Raw genomic sequence first — 22,091 nt, 5'->3', positions numbered from 1 at the left:
TGCCCTTCTGAAGTTAAGATGAGCCCTCTCCTAGATACTTATCTATCAGAGCCCTGAACTTGTGGATATCTATAGGTTTGGAGACATAGTCCACGCAGCCCATTTCTATGAAATGTTCTTCACTGCCTTTCATAGCATGGGCAGTAACCGCTATCACAGGGATATCTGCAGTCGCAGGATTTTTCTTAATTCGATCGAGAACCTCAAGTCCGTCCATCTTCGGTAACTGCATATCCAGCAGGATGATGTCGAATTTTGTCTCAGCAAGGCTTTCAAGAGCCTTTATTCCGTCCTCGGCTTTAGTTATGTTATGTCCGTAGAATTCCAGAAGGTCCAGGATCAGTTCCATGTTCATGGGATTATCTTCGACAATCAGGATTTTTTTCATCATTACGCCTCTTCAGCATAGCTAATTGTTTTATTCTATTAATTAACTCTTTTCTTCCGAAAGTGCCTTTCTTCAGAATAGAAATAAGATGTCTTTCTAGCTCACTGTTCAATTCTTCGAGATTCTTCTCAGTAAGCTCGCCAGAAGTGCATACGATAAGAGGAATATCTTTCGTGTGTACATCGGCCCTCATGCTGGATATAATATCAAATCCGCTAATCTCCGGCATCATGAGGTCAAGAATTAGAATATCGGGCTGTTGCTCTGAGAAAAAAAGCTTCTGCAGGCATTCCCTCCCGCTGTAAGCTTTTATAGTCTCAAAGCCTTCAGGCTCAATCATCGAACTCAACAATTCTACAGTATTTTCATCGTCATCTACTATAAGAACTTTAGGATATTCGAACCGGAACTTTCCGGTAATTTCTCTGAGAGAGTTTACCAGTTCAATTCTGTTTACCGGCTTTGCAAAGGAGTAGGTTGCTCCGAGGGTAATACCAAGCTCGTTATTATTGGTCATGGAGATAATAAGTACAGGTATAGAAGTCGTGTAAGGGTCATTCTTTAGTTGCCTCAAGACAAGCCAGCCATTAGTACCTGGCAGGAAGACGTCCAGGGTAATAATATCGGGTTTCAGGTTCTTTGCAACCTCTAAAACTCTTTTTCCACTATAAAGGATAGCCACACTGTATCCTGCGTCCTTAAGGATAGTGGAGTGAAGTTCGCTGGAACTTTTGTCATCATCAACTACCAGAATAAGTTCCTGCTTAACATCTCCCTTTTCAGAATGACAGATTTCGGGCAGCTTTACTTCTTCCTGCAAATTTTCGGCATTTTCTTTTACTGAAAGGGCTTCTGCTTTATTCATCTCGAATTCTATAGTTACATCTTCGATTCCAATCTCGCTGACCTTCCTGCGCTCCAGAGGTTTCCTGAGAGGAAGTGCAAAGGTAAAGTTACTGCCCTTCCCAGGATCGCTCTCAACCCAGATATCGCCCTGATGCAAGTTCACGATTTTCTTCACAAGAGCAAGCCCAAGCCCTGTGCCGCAATATTGCCTGGATGTTGAGGCATCGAGCTGGGTAAAGGGTTGGAAAAGCTTTACCTGGTCTTCAGCAGAAATGCCTATACCAGTATCTATGACTGAAATAAGCGCTCGGTTGCCGCTTTCTTTGCAATATACCGAGACTTTTCCACCATTTGGAGTAAATTTTATTGCATTACTTATAAGGTTGTAAAGAATCTGAATTAGGCGGCCTCTGTCGGCTTCAAGCGTTGTAAAGTCGGGTTCTACGTTAAAAGTTACTTCAAGGGGTTTTGCCTGTATAAGAGGAAAGAGAACGGCTTTGACTTCTTCAAAAACGGGATCAATAGAAAATTCACTGTAGTGAAGTTCCATTTTCCCGGCTTCTACTTTTGAGAGATCGAGGATATCATTTATAAGTACCAGCAAATGTTTCCCACTGGTTGAGATATTGTTTACATATCGGAACTGCTTTTCGTTAAGCTCTCCGAAAACTTTCTCAATAAGAATATCCGAAAAGCCTATAATGGAATTCAAAGGTGTTCGCAACTCATGGCTCACATTTGCAAGAAATTCACTCTTGGAATTGTTGGCTTCTTCAGCTTCAAGTTTTGCCTGAATTAGTTTTTCTTCCGAACGCCTGTGTGCGGTAATATCAAGCCCTGTTTTTAAGATCCCGGTAATCCTGCCGTCTTCATTTTTTATAGGAATCGCAGTGACCGTCCAGATCTTTCCGTCCTGAGTAACTACTTCCCCGAACTCTTCGTTTCCGGATTCCAGTACTTTCAGTACCGGAGATTTACCCGGGTTTTCTTTATATAAAATATACATATCTTGATAATGACGCCCGATAACGTCATTAATTTTCATCCCCATGTGATCAAGAGCTGCTTTATTTAGCCAGATTATCTTCAATTCGGAGTCCATAAAGACTACCAGTTCACTGAGAGAATCAAGGATTAGCTTTTTTTCGTGTTCCTGGGCTTTAAATTCATTAGAAGTAGTTCTCAGGCGGTCAAGAGTCTGATTTATTCCCTTGGAAAGCCTTGAGAGTTCATCATCCCCCTCCATAAAATATCGTTCGGAAAAATTTTCATTCATTCCTACTTTCTCTACGAAATTATCAATTGCAACTATTCGGGATACAACTTCCCTATCAAGAAGAAACTTGCAACTTGCCCCAATCATGAGGCCTGCGAACAGGAGGAAAAACACTATGTATCGGAGAGCTTCCTGGCCCTCGGCATAGATATTGCTGCCTGCGTCAGCCCTGATTACAATAGCTGGGCTTCCAGAAAGATCCTCAAGCACGGAATAACAAGTAGTGTGTTCTCCAGTTACCGTATATGTGAAATTTGGACCAGGGTTCTCAAAAAAAGCCTGCAGAAGATCCGAGGATGCATTGTTAAAACTGTAAAGTGTAAATGTACTTCCTGTACTTTCCTGAACGGATTCGATAAAGCTCGAATCAAGATATTTGCCAAGAATGATTGTACCTGAGATTTCTTTACTCTCTGGTGCAGCGGACACAGGCTGGCTGGAGATTATTGCAGGATCATTTTTCAGCATGAACAGTCCTTTTAAAGAAGTCTCAGCTCCCTTACAGAGGAAACTGCCATCATTAATTCTCTGACGGACTTTGGGAAGAGGGGAAGCATTAAGAGTGGAAACATTAAGAATGGAAACATTAAGAATGGAAGCATTAAGAGCGGAAGCATTAGTAGAGGGCTCAGGATCCGAAATATCAGAATACACAATATATCCTGAATTATTTACTAGAAAAATAAAATCACATCCACTGATGGAAAAGATGTCATCGAGTGAAGTTCCACTGCTGAGATTTTGAAAATCCTGATTAAGCATTAAGTTCCTGACATCGTCTCTTGAAGAGAGAACAGAATTAATCTTCTCAAGCTGTAGTATCTGAAGTTCAATCATGCTCTCTACCTTTTCTACGTTGTCAGTTACCTCTTTTTCTTGCAAATCGGAAAAAGTGGAACCGAGAATGCTCTGGGACGCAAAAATAACAACTGAAATGAGAAGAGCAAAGATGATATAGATAATAGCAAGAATCTTTCGACTAACGTTCATATTTTAAGCTCGTTTCTGGGGCTTCGGGTTAATTAAACAGAGGTAAGATCTGGGCTGGGTCTGCAGGGAACATCATAATGTAATAATACTGACAGATGAAATTAAATTGGAATCTATATAAAAGTTTTCTACAATATGTCATAAAAAATTAGATTTCTTAAATCAAAATTAAAGGACAATAACATTCACTATGTCAATTATAAGTAAACATTAGAGTTTTTTATAGAAAAAAAGGTTTAAAAAATCAATTATGTACAAAATAATACTAATTTTAGTGCTTTATTATTAACAAAAAGATACAAATCATGGAGCTCAAGTATTTTATAGTTTATAATATATATTAAAAATGAAATAATATATCTCTGTAATATGAAGAAAAAACCAGGAATCATTTCTGTTTGCTACCCTGACCCCAGGACTTACTTCTGTTTGCTACCCTGACCCCAGGACTTACTTCTGTTTGCTATCCTGACCAACATTATAATTTTCATTGTAAATCCCGCTTTTTGTAACTTTGATTTACCACTTAAGGTATCTGGTTACCCAGCTTACATTCCTTCTCAACAGATATTTTCTTAACTCATCGATTCCAAGCAATAAAATCGCAAAGGGAACTGCAATTAGCAAATATCTGAGGTCAAGGGGAGACGTATTGAAAATAAGATTTGCCGATGGATTCCAGATAATAAATGCCAGAATTAGGAGTTCACTTGCAATTCCTACCAGAACAGTACGATTACTAAATAAACCCATTGAGAAGACTGACTGATAACGAGTTCGGGAAGCAAAAACATTAGCAATCTGGCATATAATCACTGCTGAAAAGAAAGCGGTTATTGACTGCATGTAAAGGGGATTGTTGTTTGCAAGCTGCTCGCCAAAACTCCAACCCCCCTCAAAAAGGACAGCAAAATAGCAGAAAAAGCCTGCGATAGCTTCTACAGGACCCTTTACTGCATAAGCTGTGAAAAGTAGTGGAGGAGTCAAAAGCTTTTCTTCTCTCGCTCTGGGAGGTCTTTTCATAATATCTCCTTCACCTTTTTCTTTTCCCAGGGCAATCGCAGGCAGCATATCCGTGCCCAGGTCGATTGCCAGAATAAGCTGTACAGGCATGGGAAGGGGCAGGGCAAAGAGGACGAAGGCTATGAAAGGCAGGATCTCAGGAATATTGCTGGCAAGAATGTATGCGATGAATTTTTTAATATTATCGAAAACCGTCCTGCCCTCTTCTACAGCATTCACAATCGTAGCGAAATTGTCATCAAGAAGTACCATATCCGCAGCTTCGCGCGCCACATCCGTGCCACTGCCCATAGCAACGCCCATATCTGCATTCTTGATTGCAGGAGCATCATTGACCCCATCTCCTGTCATGGTCACTATTTCCCCTTCGGCCTGAAAGAGCTGTACGATTTTTAGTTTTTGTACAGGAGAAGTGCGGGCAAAAACAATGCTCGGATTTTTTAATCTTGAAGCAAGGTCTGCGCGTGATAACGTTGCCAGCTCATTTCCGGTAATGATCTCAAGGTTTCCTGAGTTTGCAAGCCCCACGTCCTTTGCTATTGATTCTGCCGTGACCGGGTGATCACCTGTGATCATGACAACCTTGATCCCGGCTGTATGGCACTTTGCAATAGCTTCTCTGGCTTCAGGGCGAGGAGGATCTACAATTCCTATAAATCCTAAGAAGATAAAATCCCCAGTATATTCATTTATATCTTCTATCTGCCTGTACGCAAGGGCTATAATTCGTTCTCCTTTTTTTGCAAGGCCCAGGTGCCGGTCAAGAAGTTTTTGTTGCTCAGTTTCATCCAGTTTCCGGATTCCTCTTGAATCTAGGGATGAACTGCACATTTTCACAACTACTTCCGGGGCCCCCTTGAGATAAACTTCAAGTTTTCCTTCAGGAGTACGGCAGATAACTTCCATTCTTTTCGTAAGCGAATCAAAAGGAAATTCTTCCAGCCTAGGGTAATCATTCTTGAGCTTTCCTATATCTTCCAGGCCATTTGCAAAAACGAGAAGTGCCCCTTCGGTAGGATCACCAGTATATCCCGGGGCAGACTCGCGAAGTTTTGCATTATTACATAGCCCTGCAACTCTTATGAAAACAGATGGCAATTTTTCAGGGTCCCAGATAGGTTTTTTTAGAGCACAGAATCCTTCTGTCCTTGAATCTGTAAGTTTTTCCATATCTGCTTTGTTTGTACTTTCGATGATATCCTGCTCTGTGGTTGTTTTTTTAGTGCTGGCAGGGTTTTCGATAACAAGACATTCAAAACCGATCATGATAGAGTTTACTGCCATCTTATTCTGAGTAAGGGTACCGGTTTTATCCGTACAGATAACCGTTGTCGAGCCAAGAGTTTCTACGGACTCAAGCTGTTTTATAAGGGCATTCCGAGAGGCCATTCGCTTGGAAGCAAGGCTAAGGGCAAGAGTAACTGTAGGCAAAAGCCCTTCAGGCACATTGGCAACAATAATTCCAATCGCAAAGATCAAACTTGCAAGAAAAACATCTTGAAGAAGAAAAGCAAGTATAAAGAAGACTATTCCCAGGGAAATCGCAATTGTAGATATGACTTTTATGAAGTAATTTATTTCTCTTCGAATGGGAGTATCCACGCCTGAAGTTTGTTGTGTGAGTGTTGCAAGGCTTCCGATCTGAGTATTTTGTCCAGTGGCGAAGGTAACAGCTTTTCCATTCCCACTCTGTATCAGAGTCCCTGAAAAAACCATGTTCCTGCACTCCAGCATATTTGGGTGAGTGCATTCAAGTGACCGAAGCTGGGGCTCAGATTCGCCAGTAATAGCCGAGTTGTCCACTTTCAGGGTATTAATTTCAACCAAACGCCCATCGGCAGGAACCTTATCTCCTTCCTCAAGAAGGATGACGTCTCCTACAACAAGCTCCGATGCCAGAATATCTTTTACCTTTCCTTCTCTCAGTACCCTGGCATGGGGAGGAAGAAGCTGACGAAAACTTTCCATGGTTTTTTCAGCCTGGTACTCCTGTATGAATGTAAAGGTCCCATTGATGATTACAACGCCTGCAAGAGCAATTCCTATATACAGGTTTCCCTGCCCTGGATCAAGGTATTCTCCAACGAAAGACAGAATTGATCCCACAGTTAACAGGATAGAGAATAAATTCCGGAACTGCCTGAGATACTTATTTATTATGCTCTCTTTCCCTGTTTCTTCAAGAACATTGTCTCCACATTCTTTGAGCCGACTGGTAGCTTCCTGCTCACTCAGTCCATTTTCGTCAACGTTTAACTTTTGAAGAAACTCCAAAAGTGGAATACTATGTTCGTTCCCCTGGGGAGAACAAATCTTGCTGTTACCGCCAGTCAGATTCTTCCCCATCGAATCCCCATTGTGATTCAATGAGATACAAGAATAAGAAGCTTGACATAGATTCTGAAAAACATCTCGAAATCCAAAGTAAAAGAGGGAGCAAAGTAAAAGAAGAAATAAGGTAGAAATAAATTGCACTTGATTCTTTATCAGATCAGACCTGATCCATTAACAGAGTAAGGTGAAAAAGTGTAGAATCTAGCCACTGTTTAAAACTGAACAACGAGATCGAAATTTATGACCTCGTTTATTAAAAATATGATAAAAAAATATTCTTGACAAATAGCTTTTATAAGTTGTTAACTAAAAAAATGCCCGTACTCTAATGTATCAAAGGAGCCTGAGAATTATTTTTAGTGCCCTGGTTTCTATCTCTGCTCGGGCGAGGTGGAAAGGGAGATTCAAATTTATTTTTGAGTTTTCAGGTGAAACCTAAGATTTTAACTGTGTTTCAAAACTCTGGATTTTCTATTCCGGGGCGTGAAACATTTTGGATTTAAAAGGTCTGAACAATAATATTGTCAAGTAGGCAATAAAATTTAATAAAAATAAATAGAGATAAATTAAAAAGGTATGACTATGAGCGAATTTACACTTAAAACGAGACTCTTAGCTGCCCTTGAAGGCAAGCCCGTTGACAAAGTACCTGTCTGCTCCGTAACCCAGACCGGGATTGTAGAACTTATGGATAAAGTTGGAGCTGCCTGGCCTGAAGCTCACACCAATCCCGAACTTATGGCAAAACTGGCAATTGCTAACTATGAACTTAGTGGACTTGAAGCTGTAAGGCTTCCCTACTGTCTTACCGTTCTTGGTGAAGCAATGGGCTGTGAAATCAACATGGGTACCAAGAACAGGCAGCCGTCTGTCACCGCTAGCCCCTACCCCAAAAACCTCGATGGCGCAGTCGTCCCTGCAGATCTCCTGCAGAGAAACAGAATTCCAGCCGTGCTCGAAGCCATTAAAATTGTCAGGGAAAAAGTAGGACCTGATGTACCAATTATCGGAGGTATGGAAGGCCCGGTTACACTAGCTTCCGACCTGATAAGTGTAAAATCCTTCATGAAATGGTCCATTAAAAAAACTGACCTCTTCGAACAGGCTCTTGATATCTCCGCAGAAGCTGCAATCGCCTATGCAAACGCAATGGTCGAAGCTGGTGCAGATGTTATCGCTATTGCAGACCCTGTCGCTTCTCCTGACCTCATGAGCCCGGAAACATTTAAACAGTTCCTCCAGTCAAGATTACAGAAGTTTTCCGCTGGTGTTAACTCCGTGACTGTACTCCACATCTGTGGTAAGGTTAACGCGATCCTCAGCGACATGGCAGACTGCGGTTTTGAAGGACTCAGCGTCGAAGAAAAGATCGGTACCGCAGCGGAAGGAAAGAAAATCATTGGAGACAGAGCAAGATTAGTAGGAAATATTTCCAGTCCTTTTACCCTGCTGCCTGGACCTATTGATAAGATAAAAGCTGAAGCAAAAGTAGCTCTTGAAGGCGGCATAGATGTGCTTGCACCTGGCTGTGGGATTGCACCCATGACTCCTCTCGAAAATGTCAAAGCTTTGGTCGCAGCAAGAGACGAGTACTACGCCTGAAAAGGCACAAAAATTTCTTTATTTTTTTAAGGACACATTCCATAGTTTTAAAGATTTTAGAATGCCTGGAATTGTGTTCTACATCATATTTTTTTAGTTTTGGCAGGATGAGTGAAAGCTCTAGAGCCAGACTCTGACAGTCTATGAACTGAGAAGAGTCGTTCAGAACAAACAATTCAGTTAAATATCTTTAGATCTTATTCAACATAATACTTATCTAAATATATTAAACTAAGAATATGTCTAAAACGTACTGGCTAACAAATCTTAAACTTTTTTTGGAGGAGGTTAAGATATGAGAATAGGAGTTGCAATTGACCTCGGAACCAGCGGTTTTAGGGCTCAGAAAATTGACCTGGAGACCGGTGAGATTAAGAAAACCGTCATAACACTGAGAAATCCCCTGCCCGGAGCAAACGTAATGGATCATCTTGATTTTGCAATCCACTACGGGCTTGATAAGGCTCACGGGCTCTCGGCAACCGCGGTAAAGAATATTCTTGCTGAACTTGGAGTGAACCTGGCAGAAATGGAAAAATTTTCAATTTGCGGAAACCCAATTCAGCTTTCAATCTTCCAGGGTATTCCGATCGAAGACCTGGCATACGCCGGAGAGCGTAAAAAGCAAAAATATCACATAGAAGAGCAAAACAGGGATGCTCGCATAATACCCCTGGCAGAAATAGAGGGATTTGAAGAAGCTACAAATTGCAAACTATTTGTGCCCCCGGCAATTAAACACGAAGTCGGAGCCGATGCTCTTGCTCTTATTGTAAAGGCTGGCATGATTGAGAGTAATGACGTAGCGATTGCAACGGATTACGGAACAAATGCTGAAATGGCTCTTAAAGCAAACGGCGTTATATATACAGGCTCGGCTGCCGCAGGCCCAGCTCTTGAAGGACAAGAGATAGAATATGGGTCTATTGCTTCCCCTCATACAATTTCTGATGTGGAATTTGAAGGAGAAAACCTGCGCTGTTACGTACTTGACAAAGATATGACGGCCACCAAGGGAGACCTTGTAAATCCGAAAACCGGAGAAATTGTGGAAAAGGAAGAACTCACTGCAAAAGGCATCACAGGTACTGGAGTCATTGCCCTTATAGAAGCAGGCATGAGAAACAAATTAATTGTGCTGCCAAAAATTCAGACTCCGGATGGTGTTATTCACCTGCAGGATGGGATAAAATTCACGAACAAGGACCTTATTGAAGCAGGGAGAGCAATAGGTGCAATCCGGGCAGGGCATATTACTCTCTGTGCAGCTGCAGGCATAGACATGGAAGAACTACAGACAGCTCACATGTCAGGCGCGGCAGGCACTTATATGGACGCTGCAAAAGCCCATAAGGTGGGAATGATCCCTTACAACGCGAATTATGTTTCCCAGATCGGAAATACTTCTCTGACTGTTGCCCGAGAAATCCTGCTTTCTGAAGACAGACTCTGGGAGCTGCAGGCAATTGCAAAGGAAATAGTGGGCACCCATGTAATGTTTGCAACCTCCGATGCTTTTAAGGAAGCTTATATGCTGGAGCTTGCTTACTGGAACGAGGGAATGGCTTTTAAGATGCTTCAGAAGTTCCTGAAGAAGAAAAAACTGCCCATAATTGGTGAGCCTTCCTCTATTCTCAAAATTGACCGCCAGGTTGAAAGGGATATTCCTGAACTTGGAGAAGAAGGACTTGAAGTACTGGAAAAGGTCGGGACTTACCTTACCATGGTAATTGAGGGGTGTGAAGGTTGCCATAAGTGCGTAAAGGTCTGCCCCAACGGAGCCCTGAGAATGGAAGAAAACGGAGTCGTAAAAATAAGGACTGACCTCTGTGATGGTGCAAATTGCCAGCGTTGTCTGCACGCCTGCCCTGACGATAGATTTAAATGGGAAAATCTGACAGTCGCAGGAAAGTAAAAAAGGGTAAGCTTATTGAGATTAAAAGCAAATAGGGAAAAAATAAGCAATAAGCAAGAAGATACGAAGGGAGGAAAAAACGTGCAGGTCATTGTAGTGGGAGGATTTCTGGGAAGCGGAAAAACCACCACTATTATCAATATGGGCAAATACCTGGCAGAGAAAGGGAAAAAAGTTGCCATTATAGTGAACGAGATCGGGGAAGTCGGAATTGATGGGGATGTGATAAAAAAGTTCGGGTTCGATACGAAAGAGATCACAAGTGGGTGCATCTGCTGTTCTCTGAAAGTAGGATTAAGGGTAACAGTTACTCATCTTGCAAATGAATACAAGCCTGACATCCTTATGATCGAACCCACAGGCATCGCCTTCCCGAATCTAATAAAGAAAGAAATTGAACTTATGAACCTTGGTGAGCAGGTAAAAATCGCTCCTCTTGTGACCCTGATTGACGGCAGCCGTTTCAAGTACCTGATGAAAGAAGTAAAGGAATTTGCCATGAGGCAGATTATCGATGCGGAAATTCTCGGGATAAATAAGATAGACCTGATAGAACCTATTCGAATTCCAATCCTTGAAGCCTCGGTCCAGCAACTGAATCCGAAGTCCAGGGTAGTCCTGCTTTCAGGAAAAGACACAGGTGAAAGCTTTGAGAATTTTATGCGATTAGTGCTTCCTGATCTTGAAGAACTATCCAAAGAAGTCCCGACTGAGATAACAGAAGAAGTAAAACCTTCTAAAGCTGAACCTTCTGCACCTCAGGAGACAGAAAATTCAATTGAAGCCTCAAAAGTAGGCAGTTATTCTGTAGAGTTTGCGGTTGAAAATGGAAACCTGAGTACTGAGGTTTCCAGGGAATTAACAACCGAACTGATGAACACAATAAAAGCAAAGGTGCTGCAACTAAATCCCGAGTTTATAGGGCACATCAAGCTTTTCTTGGACAATGGGTCAGAAACCGTGAAACAGAACATTACAATATATTATGAAGAGCCCCAGGAAGATGTGATCAAATCAAAGGAAGGAGCTACCCCTACCCTCAAGATACTTTCAGCGGTTTCAAACGTTGATAAAGAAGCTGTTAAAGCTGCTGTAAATGATTCGGTACATGAGGTCTTTGAGAGAAAACAAATAAAAGTAAACAAAATCGAGCATGAACATAACCACGAACATGAGCACCATGAACATGAGCACCATGAACATGAGCACCATGAACATGAGCACCATGAACATGAACACCATGAACATGAACACCATGAAAAGCATAAGCATGGTGATCAGGAAGAAGAAATTAGTGAGTGAAACTTTTCCTCACGGTTTTTTAATCTATCTTCATGGCTTTAATGGTCTTCATTGTCTTCAGTTAAGTGAGGAATCGTGATAAGTTACGTCAACTCCCTTAACATTTGTTAAATATTTTAATAAATTATGAGCTGGAACAAGTATCGATTTCATGTTAAGAGAAAAAAATTTAAGGCTGACTTCTAATGCAAAATTGATATATTTCAGGCAAGAAAATATCTTAACCGATGACCAATGGAAATTTGACTGATCTTTGAATTTTAACTGATCTTTGAATTTGGTAGTGTACCTTAAGTACTGTAAATTTCAATTGCTATGTTTTTCTCATGTTTTTACCTGCTTTCGACGTGTCGTCATTAAAGATTAGAATATTTTTTTTATATGATAAATTTTGATGTCGTTTTTGAAAAAACACAGACTTAATCTTAGGTTTAAAGCTGGTTAACATTTGGCTCAACTTCCACGGCATATACAAGTACTGAAACATTTATTCATTAAAAGTTATTATAAAAGGTCATATTTGGGCTATATATTAACCTAATAACTACTTACAATTAAGGGGGATATTTTTACCAAAATCGTTATCATTAAAAGTATAGAAAATAAATGTCAACTTGCCGAAAGCAAAATAAAGTATTAAGTATAGAAAAATTATAGCATATAACGTATGCTTATACACTATTTTTATATGATAAAAATACAATTATATGTGACAAGGAATATATTTGCAATTTTGGGGATGCTATGCATATTCCGGATGGTTATTTAGGCCCAAGTACATTTATCGCATTCTGGATCATCATGATCCCGATTTGGCTTTATGCAGGAAAGAAAATGGGAACCCTTGGGTCTAAAAGAGCTCCGCTGCTTGCCCTAGCATCAGCATTCGCTTTTGTTATTATGATGTTCAATTTGCCCGTGCCCGGTGGAAGCAGCGGCCATGCAGTGGGTGGGGCTATAATTGCTGTCGTTATAGGACCATGGGCTGCAGTTATAGCCATATCTATAGCCCTGGCGCTACAAGCGCTACTGTTTGGGGATGGAGGGGTAACCGCTTATGCGGCAAACTGTTTCAGTATGGCAGTTATTATGCCTTTTATTGGTTATTACACTTACAAGTTTATTAGCGGAAACACAGATATCAAATCCTCACGAAGGGTAATCGCTATAGCCATCGGGGCCTGGTTATCCCTCACCGTAGCAGCTACGTTCATAGGATTTATTCTTGGATTGCAGCCTATTTTATATAGAGGTGCAAATGGTTTACCTCTCTATATGCCATATCCGCTAAGTGTAACTGTTCCAGCTATGTTCTTGGAGCATGCATTTGTATTCAGTATCCTTGAAGCACTAGTTTCAGCATTGATATTTGTCTATATTCAGAGAACAGATCCATCCATATTCTATGCAGAGAAAGCTGCTCCTCAAGAAGTATCAAAGAAAAAAAGCACAAGAGACCTGGCTATTGGTATTCTGTTGTTGATAATTCTAACACCTCTGGGACTGCTTGCGGCAGGCACTGCATATGGTGAATGGGCCCCGGAGGAGCTTAAAGCCAGAGTCGGTTATATGCCACCGGGCCTGGAAAAGCTTTCAGACCTCTGGCATGCCCCAATCTCTGATTACGGCTTTTCAAATCTCCCTCCGATTATGGGATATATTTTAGCAGCTGCGATAGGAGTAATATTGTGCGTGGGCATCTTGTACTTCATGGGCAAAAAGATTGCTAAAGATTAACTGACCAATACCTCAGTTTACTTTTTCTGGAGGTTTATGATTCCGGAATGGATGAAAGAAGTGAATGATGAAACTTGCGAATGCCTAGCTACGTATCACGGAAAGAAAAGCTTCATAGGCAGGACAATTGAGGAAATTTTCAAATTCATAGAAGCTGCTTTTATTGCGGAAAGCTACTCAAGGCGTAAGGGCCTGCTTCAGAGCCTGGATCCAAGGGTCAAGCTGATTTCCATCATGACCATAATATTTGCAACGGTCCTGGTAACTAATCTGAAGATACTGACATCTGTCTATGTTTTTTTAGTACTAATCGCATACATCAGCAAGATTGAAGTCAGTTATTTTATCAAACGAGTCTGGCTCTTTATTCCCATTTTTTCGGCAATTATTGCCTTACCCATGATTTTCAACATCTTCTTTCCGGGTGATCCACTTATTCAATTGATATATCTGGGGCCTGGGGCTCACCTTGGGCCATTTTCGCTGCCGGAAAGCGTTTATATTACGAAGCAGGGTGTCTACGCAGCAAGTATATTTATTATGCGTGTTGCAACATGTGTTTCTGCCATAGTTCTGCTCTTTCTCACTACACCTCAGCAAATGCTCTTTAAGGCTATACGCAGTGTAGGCGTCCCAAGGATCTATGTTCTCACGCTAGGTATGGCTTACAGGTACATTTTCTTATTAATAGATCTTGTTCGCGAGATGTATATTGCAAAGAAAGCCAGGACAATAAGGTCTCGAAACATGTTTGAGGAGCAGAAGTGGGTCGGAGGACGCATAGGATACACACTAATAAGATCTCTGGATATGAGCGAAAAAGTTCATATGGCTATGTTATCCAGAGGCTTCACCGGAGATGTTAAAACGATGGAAGAGTTCAAAATGCGTAAGCGAGATTATATCACAGGTGCAGCATCGATAGCCCTGAGCATAGTCCTGGTGGCGACTTCCCAAAATATATTTAGGTGACATGAACGTGGGGACGATCTTTGAATTAAGGAATGTATCATATTCCTATACGGGAAAGATAAATGCCTTGAAAGATATCAACTTCAAGGTTAATTCCGGCGAGCAGATATCCATAATTGGCTCAAACGGTAGCGGCAAATCGACTCTACTGGCTATTTTGGATGGACTTATATATCCAACAGCCGGAGAATTCTACGCCTTTGACAATATGGTAATAGAAGAGGTTTTCGATACTATTAAGGACAATAAATTCAGGTCCTATTTCCGGACAAGAGTTGGCTTTGTCTTTCAAAATTCAGATGTGCAGCTCTTCTCGTCTACGGTCTTTGAAGAGATTGCATTTGGGCCCCTGCAGCTTAATATGACTCCAGAAGACGTCAAGACCAGAGTAATGGAAGTCCTGGAAATGATGGAATTGACCAAGCTCAAAGATCGGGCGCCTCACACTCTGAGCGGAGGGGAAAAGAAAAAGGTTTGTATTGCAACTATCCTGGCTACTAATCCTGATATCCTTTTACTGGATGAACCTACCGCTGGATTGGACCCAAGAACCCAGCTATGGCTTACAGAGCTATTACAGGAGCTTGGAAACAGGGGAAAGACGATAATTATTGCCACTCATGACTTGGAACTGGTAGAACAGATCAGCAAAAGGGCCATAGTCATGAGTGAAGATCATAGAATTGTTGCGGATGGAAATGCGGAGAAAGTGCTGGATAACCTGGAACTCCTTCTTTCCACAAATCTGATTCATGAGCACATGCACTTTCACGGCAAGCTTGTGCACGAGCATCTGCATGCCCACGACAAAGAGCATATGCACGAGCATGAGACTTGAGTTGTAACTGACCGGAAAGAACAAAGAAAGAGCCTATTCGAAAAGTGCTGTGACCTACTATATCTTTAAAATTGGTAGCATGCGTCTTAAGTTAAGTAAGGAATCATGACAAATTGCAGCAATGCCCTAGTACTTGTAAAATATTTTATAAGTAATGAGGTTGAACAGGGTGTCGATTTCATGTAAAGAGGCCAAAATTTAAGGACGGCTTCTAATGCAAAATCGATAGCTTTCAGGCGAGAGAATTCCCAACCGATGACCAATGAAATTGGTAGTGTAGCGAAAGTTTTGTAATATCTCACTTTCCGCAGATGTCTTCAAAAAAATAACAATTTTCCTGTTATCGTTTTTGGAGAATTATTATAAAATTTGCAGCTATTATCTCAACTGAAACTTAGAAAAATGGTTGCTGGAAGTTTTCAATGAAAGCAAAAGATCGAAAACTGTGAGATATTTCAAAAATACACTTTTGAGTAACCAAGACGATTTTCAGAAAAAACGATAGCAAGAAAAATTATGAAAATTGAAAGGACATCTGCGGAAGGTCAGTAATATCATAAATCTCAAGAAATTAAAAAATAAAAAATTCCATATAAGAAGATCAATTTTTTCCATTAATACATAAAAACTTGACTTCAAATTTACAGTAAATTCGCGACATTACCTTGAATTTTAACTGGCCTTTGGAATTTTTAACATCTGTGGAAATAAAGAGTAAGGGGAAGCTCTTTGATGTTTTAAATCATCTTTGTAGCTTTAATTAATCTTCATCGTTATAATTAATCTTTGTGGAGCGGTCTATATAATACTGAGCCAGTTCATTTCCCCACTCCAGGGCACTTGGAGTAAAACTCGTGATCTTCCTGTGATCGAATTCTCCTTCTTTTCCGAAGAGTTTCAGCATAAAGAAATTATCTGTAACCATGAAAGACGAGGGCCTTATTTTGCCGGAGTATATATAAAGTGATACTTTATTTTCAAGCAACACATTATATTCTTCTGTAAAGTCATTTTTAAATCTGTTATACACTTTTTCATCGAGCATAAGGTGTACTTCGGCCCCAGTTTCCGCACAGGCAGCATGGATTGACGGGCAATCAGGACAGAAATAAGAGTAAAAAGATTTTATAGTTTTTGAACCATTTAGCTTGTCACGCAAATACTGTGGAAATTCGAAAAGGTGGTCAAGATCAGGCTCGTCCAGGTTACACTTTTCCAACATATCAATTTTATTAATAAGGTGTTCGGGAATAGGAGATCTGTCATGCTTTGACCAATAGTCCTTGTTTCCATCAAAAACGTCAAGAACAGCTTTAAGAGGGAGCATTTTCTCAACGATTACTGATCCTATATCCGAAAGTTGGTAGATACTTCCCTTCTGCACTATCATATCCATATCTTTCAGTTTTTTAATCTGAGGCATTAGAGCACAGGAGTTTACATGAAGAACTTCTTTTATCTCGTTAATATCCATCGGCCCGTTAGCTAATTGAACAAGAAGATTTTTTCTTTTTTCAGAGAAAAAAATCAGGTCTATAAGTGAACTCATGTTTATCAGCTTCCAATTACTCATATGTTGTCTCAACTGGAACAAATTCGCTAGGATTTGCCCTAAAATACACCACTATCATGGAGCAGCATAGTTTCAATCTTTTAGTCAAGAGATGATGAAATAAAAAGCGTTTCATATCAACGATACTTATCACGTTAATCAATATTAGAAGCAATTAAGATTTTATTCTTGCTTATTCGGGTCTTGCTCAGAGACATACATCCGTGTATCAATTGATAAAACGCTTTCGTCTTAAAAACGGGGAATAATTTTCAACCAGAACTAAATTAATATTGTGAGGATTATATTTAATTTCTAATAATACATAACATATATTGCGGAGATCATATTTAAAGTATATTGAAAAGAAAACTCTTTTATTGATTCCGAATATTACAAATGCTATTGCCTGTAAGCAGGATAAAGCTCTTTAAAACTCTGGATATTCAGAACTCTGGATTTCCATATGAGCTGATCTCAAAACTCAAAATTGCTTTTCTGGATATTGTATTCTGGATTATCAATAGAGCTTCTGATCCTGAAAAATAATTCTGAAACTCTTACTAATGAGAGAATAAAGTTAACTTTGGGATGAGATCTATATTGAATATGTGAGTCAAGCCTTCAAATTTTCAATACCCTTCAATATTTAATGCCTTCTTTTTTCTAGCCTGCAGAAGTTTGTTGCCCTCTTGTAATATTGAAAATTCAATGTGTTGGAAAATTCAGGCAAGTATGAAATTTCAGGAAAAGCTTATTTTTAAAAGGGGTAAATATTGCACCTCATTTAAAAAACAGTGTCGGTTAAGCTATATACAATTGAGAGAATCTTTAATTATAGAGTCAAAAGGAATAACAACCTCTGGAGATAACCCCGGAAAAACGTTCTTAAACACTGGTGGCAGTGTCTCTCTATTTTCGACACCCTGTAGAGATATTGTCACTACCCAGAGAGTTATTCAGACTCTTAATTAACTTATGGAAGGTGTAAAGGCGTGAAATGTATGTTAATTGGAGGATTCTCGGGAAGCGGGAAAACCACACTGATAAGAAAACTTGTTGAACACCTGGAAAAACAGGGACAGACAGTGGCAGTTATCGCTGACGAGATAGGAGAAATAGGGATCGATGGAGACACGATCGCGGAAGGGGAAGTTGAAACTAGGGAAATTACAAGTAACTGTGTCTGCTGTCCCCTGAAAATCAGCATGGAATACACCTTGAGAAATCTCATTGCATCTTACAACCCAGACACTATTATAATAGAACCCACAGGAATAACTCCCCCTGGACAAATAAAAAGAAATATCGAGAATATGGGAATTCCGGGAATAACTTTTGCCCCGATAGTGAATCTTGTGGATGCTGGCCGCCTGAGTCAGGAGACAGGCGAACTGCAGAATTTCATGAAAAATCAGATAGGTGAGGCTGAGATCCTGGGCATCAATAAAGTCGAACTTATAAATAATCGTGAAGAACTCCTGGAAATCTGCCTGTTCCTGCGCAAATTAAACTCGAAAGCAAGAATGGTCCATTTTTCGGCCAGGCAGGGAGGAGAAAATCTAGACAAATTGCTCGGATTGCTGGAGGAAAACAGTAGGAGAAAAATAACCCAGGGCAGAGAAAACTCAATTCAAATGTCTGGAGTTTCGGCCTATTCGTCCTAATTTGAAATCGCTTCACAGGAGACCTCCATCGAAACAGGGATTTCTGTTTCCGAGTGTATTCTGGAAAGCATAAAAACGAACATGATATTCTTTGAATAACATGCACAAACAATGAAAGTGCTTGCAGATGGCAGCATTTTCATGCTAAATAAGGCAGAAGAGCTAAACCCTGAATACATAGATCACCAAACCACATAAACCACTCAATCACATAAACCACTCAATCACATAAACCACTCAATCACATAAACCACTCAATCACATAAACCACTCAATCACATAAACCACCCAACCACATAAACCACCCAACCACATAAGCCACATTAAGCTTTCTTTCAGGCATCAGGAAAATCTTGTAAAGGGAAGTGGAACTTCTGCGCATAAAATCCCTAAAATGGAAGCCTTAAAAAAGGAAAACCTCAATCAAGAGTAAATGTATTTTCTGCGGTAACGTCCGTGCCCAGAGATGAACTTATTAAAGCTGTGGATAACAATAAGCAGATGTCTGAAAGAAAAGCAGCTTTCCTTTAAAAGGTGGAAAGAAAAAAACCAGGTTATATCAGGCAATGATCATTTCTTAAGCTGAAAAACTTTGGGCGGAAGAATAGTTTTGGTTCAGGAAAGTAATGACCGAGTACAATAGTTGCGATTTACTGTAGTTTTGATTTACTGTAGTTTTGATTTACTGTAGTTTCGATTTACTGTAGTTCCAATTTACCGTAATTCTGAATAACCGCTCTAATCAATTTATAATTTTTATTTAATAGTTCACAAGAAAAGCCTTCATCTTTTTTTGAATACTCTCTATGATGCTTCTAAGCCGTTAGCTCTGCAATTCGGTTGTTACAGCAGACTTGTTTTAACACATGAAAATGAAATAATTATAAACTGGAAACTTGATCATGAAAACATCAAGTGTCTGCTGGTAGATAACCAATTTCGCTATTTTCATAATATGTGCTTTAAACTGTTTGTCCCATGTAAACCACTAATTTTTAACCATTACATGGCTTAAACCGACAGTAGCTTCTATAGAACATTCAAGATATATGTCGTATGGAGTATACAATAACTGTAGAGAATGTGGTAGCATCCACCACCCTTGCGGAAGATTTCGATCTACAAAAGATAGAAGCCAGACTTGAGAAAGCAGAATATAATAAAGCGAAGTTTCCTGGCCTGGTCTACAGAACTGAGAATCCAAAGGCTGCTTTTCTGATTTTCACCTCCGGAAAAGTGGTATGTACCGGAGCGAAGACCGTCGATAACGCTAAGATGGCCATAATCAATCTGGCTAGCACGCTCAAGTCCATTGGCTGCGAGAAAATAAATCCAGAACCTGATGTTCATATTCAGAACATTGTAGCCACCGCTGATTTGGAAACGAACCTGAACCTGAATACCATTGTTATAGCCTTTGGTATGGAGAACGTAGAATATGAACCAGAGGTATTTCCTGGGCTCGTCTATAGGCTTGAGGATCCCAGGGTAGTGGTGCTCATATTCAGCTCTGGCAAACTGGTGATCACAGGCGGCAAATCTCCAGAGGATTGCGAGGAGGGCCTGCGGGTCATAAAGAAAGAGTTTGATAACTTAGGACTTCTTTATTGAACCTTCTTAAATCCAAAAGCAAGGATAATCCATTTTTCAACCTGGGCGGGAGAAGTAATCTCTAGGAGGAAGGCGATTTCCGGTTCGAAAGTTTCCTATTCATGACAGTTGCGGCATGGATGATGATAAATGTAGAGGACGAAAGTTTCCGGCTCAGGACAGATGTGGCCCGACACACAAAAACTTTATATATCATAAAATGGTCATCGCCCCTTGTCGGAAGATTACCCCTCAGATAGAGAGGTAAAGTACTCTTTCAGCCATATGGAGAAAACTATCGCCCAACTGATAGTAAAAGTTAAAGCAGTTGTATAGGAACCTGCTTATTAGAAAATTAAAGACAGAGTCCGAATAACCTGCCAAGAAAATAGTTTGCCTCTGTTTAAAAAAATGTTGGGAAACGGCAAAAAATGAATCTGTATGAACCCCAAAGAATTAAACGATTGAAGTTATGGAAGCTCTCACACAGTTTCCATCGAAAGTAAGAAATTAAGGAATTCCTGAAGAGAACTGGACAGGAGATTCATTTCACTTGTGTGCTTTCAAAAATATACTTTGATCACCTTATTTTGCCTGTTTCAAATCTACAATAAAAAACAAATCTACTTGATAACCTCCGCGCTCAAAATAAAAACTTCCATATCTTTACCCTCTGCAATAAAATTTCCCTGGAATTGAAAACAATCGGCTCATAAATTTTGATCTCGTTGTTTAAATCAAAGGGGGAAAAAAAATACTTCTTTTTTATAAAATCATTTGCAGAGAAAATTGAGATGAGAATTATAAAATTATAGCAATTCAAAAATTAGCATCGGTGAAGGTATATGTAATAAAATCTAACTGTGATCTGCAAGTGCATCCCGGAATACTAAAGGGAGTACACTTATCAGAATTAACTGGAAAAAAGGTCCTTTTAGAGCCAGAATATCGAAAATAGAAGACCTGGCGACTTAAAAGTTTTCTGACAAAAGCTTAAAAAACGGGTAAAAAATTGGAAGTAATTCCAAAGCTCTCTTCAGAAAGCTTGAAAAACGAGAGAAAGGACTGAATCCCGGTTTCTGAATGATCAGTACATCACTCAAAGTTACTCAATCCCCCTCAATAGAAGGAATTCGATCTGGAGGTTTTCGGATTTCCTGACATTATATTCAAGAAGCGTTTGGTAAAAAATGCTTAAAAACTGTAGGGAGATGTAACTTGCAGAGTCAACGATCTGAGCAATCCGAGACTCTTTTGCTAAATGGAGGTTAAAATATGTTGGATTTGAAACTGGAAGACATCGATGGCATATTAGTACGCTACAACGTCGCCCTCGAAAAGGAAATGACCCCCGATGAAGCTGCAGAAGAGCTTTATCCCAAAGACGAACTCATCTATCCTGTTGCAAAAGCAATCTATGAAGGAGAAGAGGATGACGTAGTTGACGCACTCCAGGCTGCAATCGATGCAGGCAAGAAGCCAATCGACCTTATCGATGATGCCCTGATGGTAGGAATGGGAGTTGTAACCCAGCTCTACGACGATGGTATCATTTTCCTCCCGAACGTTATGATGTCCGCTGATGCCATGCTGGCAGGTATCGAATTCTGCAAGAGTCAGACCACCGAAGTTCCTGAGCCAAAAGGCAAGGTTGTCTGCCATGTTGCAGAAGGCGATGTCCATGACATCGGAAAGAACATTGTTGCTGCCCTTCTGAGAGCAAACGGCTACGAGGTAATTGACCTTGGAAGAGATGTCCCTGTAGACGAAGTAATCGCTGCAGTTGAAAAAGAAAAGCCAATAATGCTCACAGGTACTGCTCTTATGACAACCACCATGTATGCATTCAAGGAAGTTAATGACAAGCTCCTTGAAAAGGGAATAAAACTCCCATTCGCATGTGGTGGCGGTGCTGTGAACCAGGACTTCGTGTCTCAGTATGAACTTGGGGTTTATGGTGAAGAAGCCGCAGACGCCCCCAAGATTGCTGACGCAATCGTTGCAGGTACCAAAGATATCACAGCATTAAGAGAGGAGTTCCACAAACACTGAGGAGGGA

The 22,091-nt window shown here is 40.3% G+C and carries 13 protein-coding genes; 9 read left to right on the top strand and 4 right to left on the bottom strand.

The window, feature by feature from the left end; all coding sequences use genetic code 11:
* Positions 1-13: 13 nt before the first annotated feature.
* From MSBRW_RS19645 to MSBRW_RS19635, 3 genes are all read right to left on the bottom strand, one after another.
* Positions 14-388, bottom strand: coding sequence for a response regulator (locus MSBRW_RS19645; RefSeq protein WP_048102649.1), 375 nt, complete (start codon positions 386-388; stop codon positions 14-16).
* Entirely contained in the window at positions 360-3,500 is a 3,141-nt protein-coding gene (locus tag MSBRW_RS19640) for a response regulator (RefSeq protein WP_011306068.1), read from the bottom strand. The genes MSBRW_RS19645 and MSBRW_RS19640 overlap by 29 nt, the downstream gene beginning before the upstream one ends.
* A 519-nt stretch (positions 3,501-4,019) precedes the next feature.
* On the bottom strand, positions 4,020-6,869 hold the full coding sequence (locus MSBRW_RS19635; RefSeq protein WP_011306069.1) for a cation-translocating P-type ATPase: 2,850 nt from the start codon (positions 6,867-6,869) through the stop codon (positions 4,020-4,022).
* 570 nt (positions 6,870-7,439) lie between these two features.
* On the opposite strand from MSBRW_RS19635, the gene mtaA reads away from it, so the two are divergent.
* From mtaA to MSBRW_RS19605, 6 genes are all read left to right on the top strand, one after another.
* Complete coding sequence (gene mtaA / locus MSBRW_RS19630) at positions 7,440-8,459, top strand: methylcobamide:CoM methyltransferase MtaA (RefSeq protein WP_011306070.1); 1,020 nt, start codon at positions 7,440-7,442, stop codon at positions 8,457-8,459.
* Between the two features lie 295 nt (positions 8,460-8,754).
* Entirely contained in the window at positions 8,755-10,374 is a 1,620-nt protein-coding gene (locus MSBRW_RS19625; protein WP_011306071.1) for a methylamine methyltransferase corrinoid protein reductive activase, read from the top strand.
* Positions 10,375-10,455: 81 nt separating this feature from the next.
* Entirely contained in the window at positions 10,456-11,676 is a 1,221-nt protein-coding gene (locus tag MSBRW_RS19620) for a GTP-binding protein (protein ID WP_080565416.1), read from the top strand.
* 744 nt (positions 11,677-12,420) lie between these two features.
* On the top strand, positions 12,421-13,413 hold the full coding sequence (gene cbiM / locus MSBRW_RS19615; protein WP_011306073.1) for a cobalt transporter CbiM: 993 nt from the start codon (positions 12,421-12,423) through the stop codon (positions 13,411-13,413).
* 51 nt (positions 13,414-13,464) lie between these two features.
* Positions 13,465-14,385 (top strand): cobalt ECF transporter T component CbiQ, encoded by a 921-nt coding sequence (cbiQ, locus tag MSBRW_RS19610; RefSeq protein ID WP_230670181.1) that lies wholly within the window; start codon positions 13,465-13,467, stop codon positions 14,383-14,385.
* A gap of 7 nt (positions 14,386-14,392) precedes the next feature.
* Entirely contained in the window at positions 14,393-15,223 is an 831-nt protein-coding gene (locus tag MSBRW_RS19605) for an energy-coupling factor ABC transporter ATP-binding protein (protein WP_011306075.1), read from the top strand.
* Positions 15,224-15,983: 760 nt separating this feature from the next.
* Here MSBRW_RS19605 and MSBRW_RS19600 read toward each other — a convergent pair.
* On the bottom strand, positions 15,984-16,772 hold the full coding sequence (locus tag MSBRW_RS19600) for a helix-turn-helix transcriptional regulator (protein WP_230669878.1): 789 nt from the start codon (positions 16,770-16,772) through the stop codon (positions 15,984-15,986).
* A gap of 1,007 nt (positions 16,773-17,779) precedes the next feature.
* Here MSBRW_RS19600 and MSBRW_RS19590 point away from each other — a divergent pair.
* From MSBRW_RS19590 to mtaC, 3 genes are all read left to right on the top strand, one after another.
* Complete coding sequence (locus MSBRW_RS19590; protein ID WP_011306077.1) at positions 17,780-18,442, top strand: molybdopterin-guanine dinucleotide biosynthesis protein MobB; 663 nt, start codon at positions 17,780-17,782, stop codon at positions 18,440-18,442.
* Positions 18,443-19,498: 1,056 nt separating this feature from the next.
* On the top strand, positions 19,499-20,053 hold the full coding sequence (locus MSBRW_RS19585) for a TATA-box-binding protein (RefSeq protein ID WP_011306078.1): 555 nt from the start codon (positions 19,499-19,501) through the stop codon (positions 20,051-20,053).
* Between the two features lie 1,254 nt (positions 20,054-21,307).
* Positions 21,308-22,084, top strand: coding sequence for a methanol--corrinoid protein MtaC (gene mtaC, locus MSBRW_RS19580; protein ID WP_011306079.1), 777 nt, complete (start codon positions 21,308-21,310; stop codon positions 22,082-22,084).
* Positions 22,085-22,091 lie beyond the last annotated feature (7 nt).

Source organism: Methanosarcina barkeri str. Wiesmoor, assembly GCF_000969985.1.
Classification (GTDB): Archaea; Halobacteriota; Methanosarcinia; order Methanosarcinales; family Methanosarcinaceae; genus Methanosarcina; species Methanosarcina barkeri_B.
The sequence above is the reverse complement of the archived record's forward strand: the minus strand, read 5'-3'. Positions and strand labels throughout refer to the sequence as shown.

Excerpts from the sequence above, each read along its gene's own strand:
- mtaC (WP_011306079.1), top strand. The coding sequence starts at position 21,308 with ATGTTGGATTTGAAACTGGAAGACATCGATGGCATATTAGTACGCTAC.
- MSBRW_RS19585 (WP_011306078.1), top strand. The coding sequence starts at position 19,499 with ATGGAGTATACAATAACTGTAGAGAATGTGGTAGCATCCACCACCCTT.
- mtaA (WP_011306070.1), top strand. The coding sequence starts at position 7,440 with ATGAGCGAATTTACACTTAAAACGAGACTCTTAGCTGCCCTTGAAGGC.
- cbiM (WP_011306073.1), top strand. The coding sequence starts at position 12,421 with ATGCATATTCCGGATGGTTATTTAGGCCCAAGTACATTTATCGCATTC.
- MSBRW_RS19645 (WP_048102649.1), bottom strand. The coding sequence starts at position 388 with ATGAAAAAAATCCTGATTGTCGAAGATAATCCCATGAACATGGAACTG.
- MSBRW_RS19625 (WP_011306071.1), top strand. The coding sequence starts at position 8,755 with ATGAGAATAGGAGTTGCAATTGACCTCGGAACCAGCGGTTTTAGGGCT.
- MSBRW_RS19640 (WP_011306068.1), bottom strand. The coding sequence starts at position 3,500 with ATGAACGTTAGTCGAAAGATTCTTGCTATTATCTATATCATCTTTGCT.
- cbiQ (WP_230670181.1), top strand. The coding sequence starts at position 13,465 with ATGAAAGAAGTGAATGATGAAACTTGCGAATGCCTAGCTACGTATCAC.
- MSBRW_RS19635 (WP_011306069.1), bottom strand. The coding sequence starts at position 6,869 with ATGGGGAAGAATCTGACTGGCGGTAACAGCAAGATTTGTTCTCCCCAG.
- MSBRW_RS19590 (WP_011306077.1), top strand. The coding sequence starts at position 17,780 with ATGTTAATTGGAGGATTCTCGGGAAGCGGGAAAACCACACTGATAAGA.
- MSBRW_RS19600 (WP_230669878.1), bottom strand. The coding sequence starts at position 16,772 with ATGAGTTCACTTATAGACCTGATTTTTTTCTCTGAAAAAAGAAAAAAT.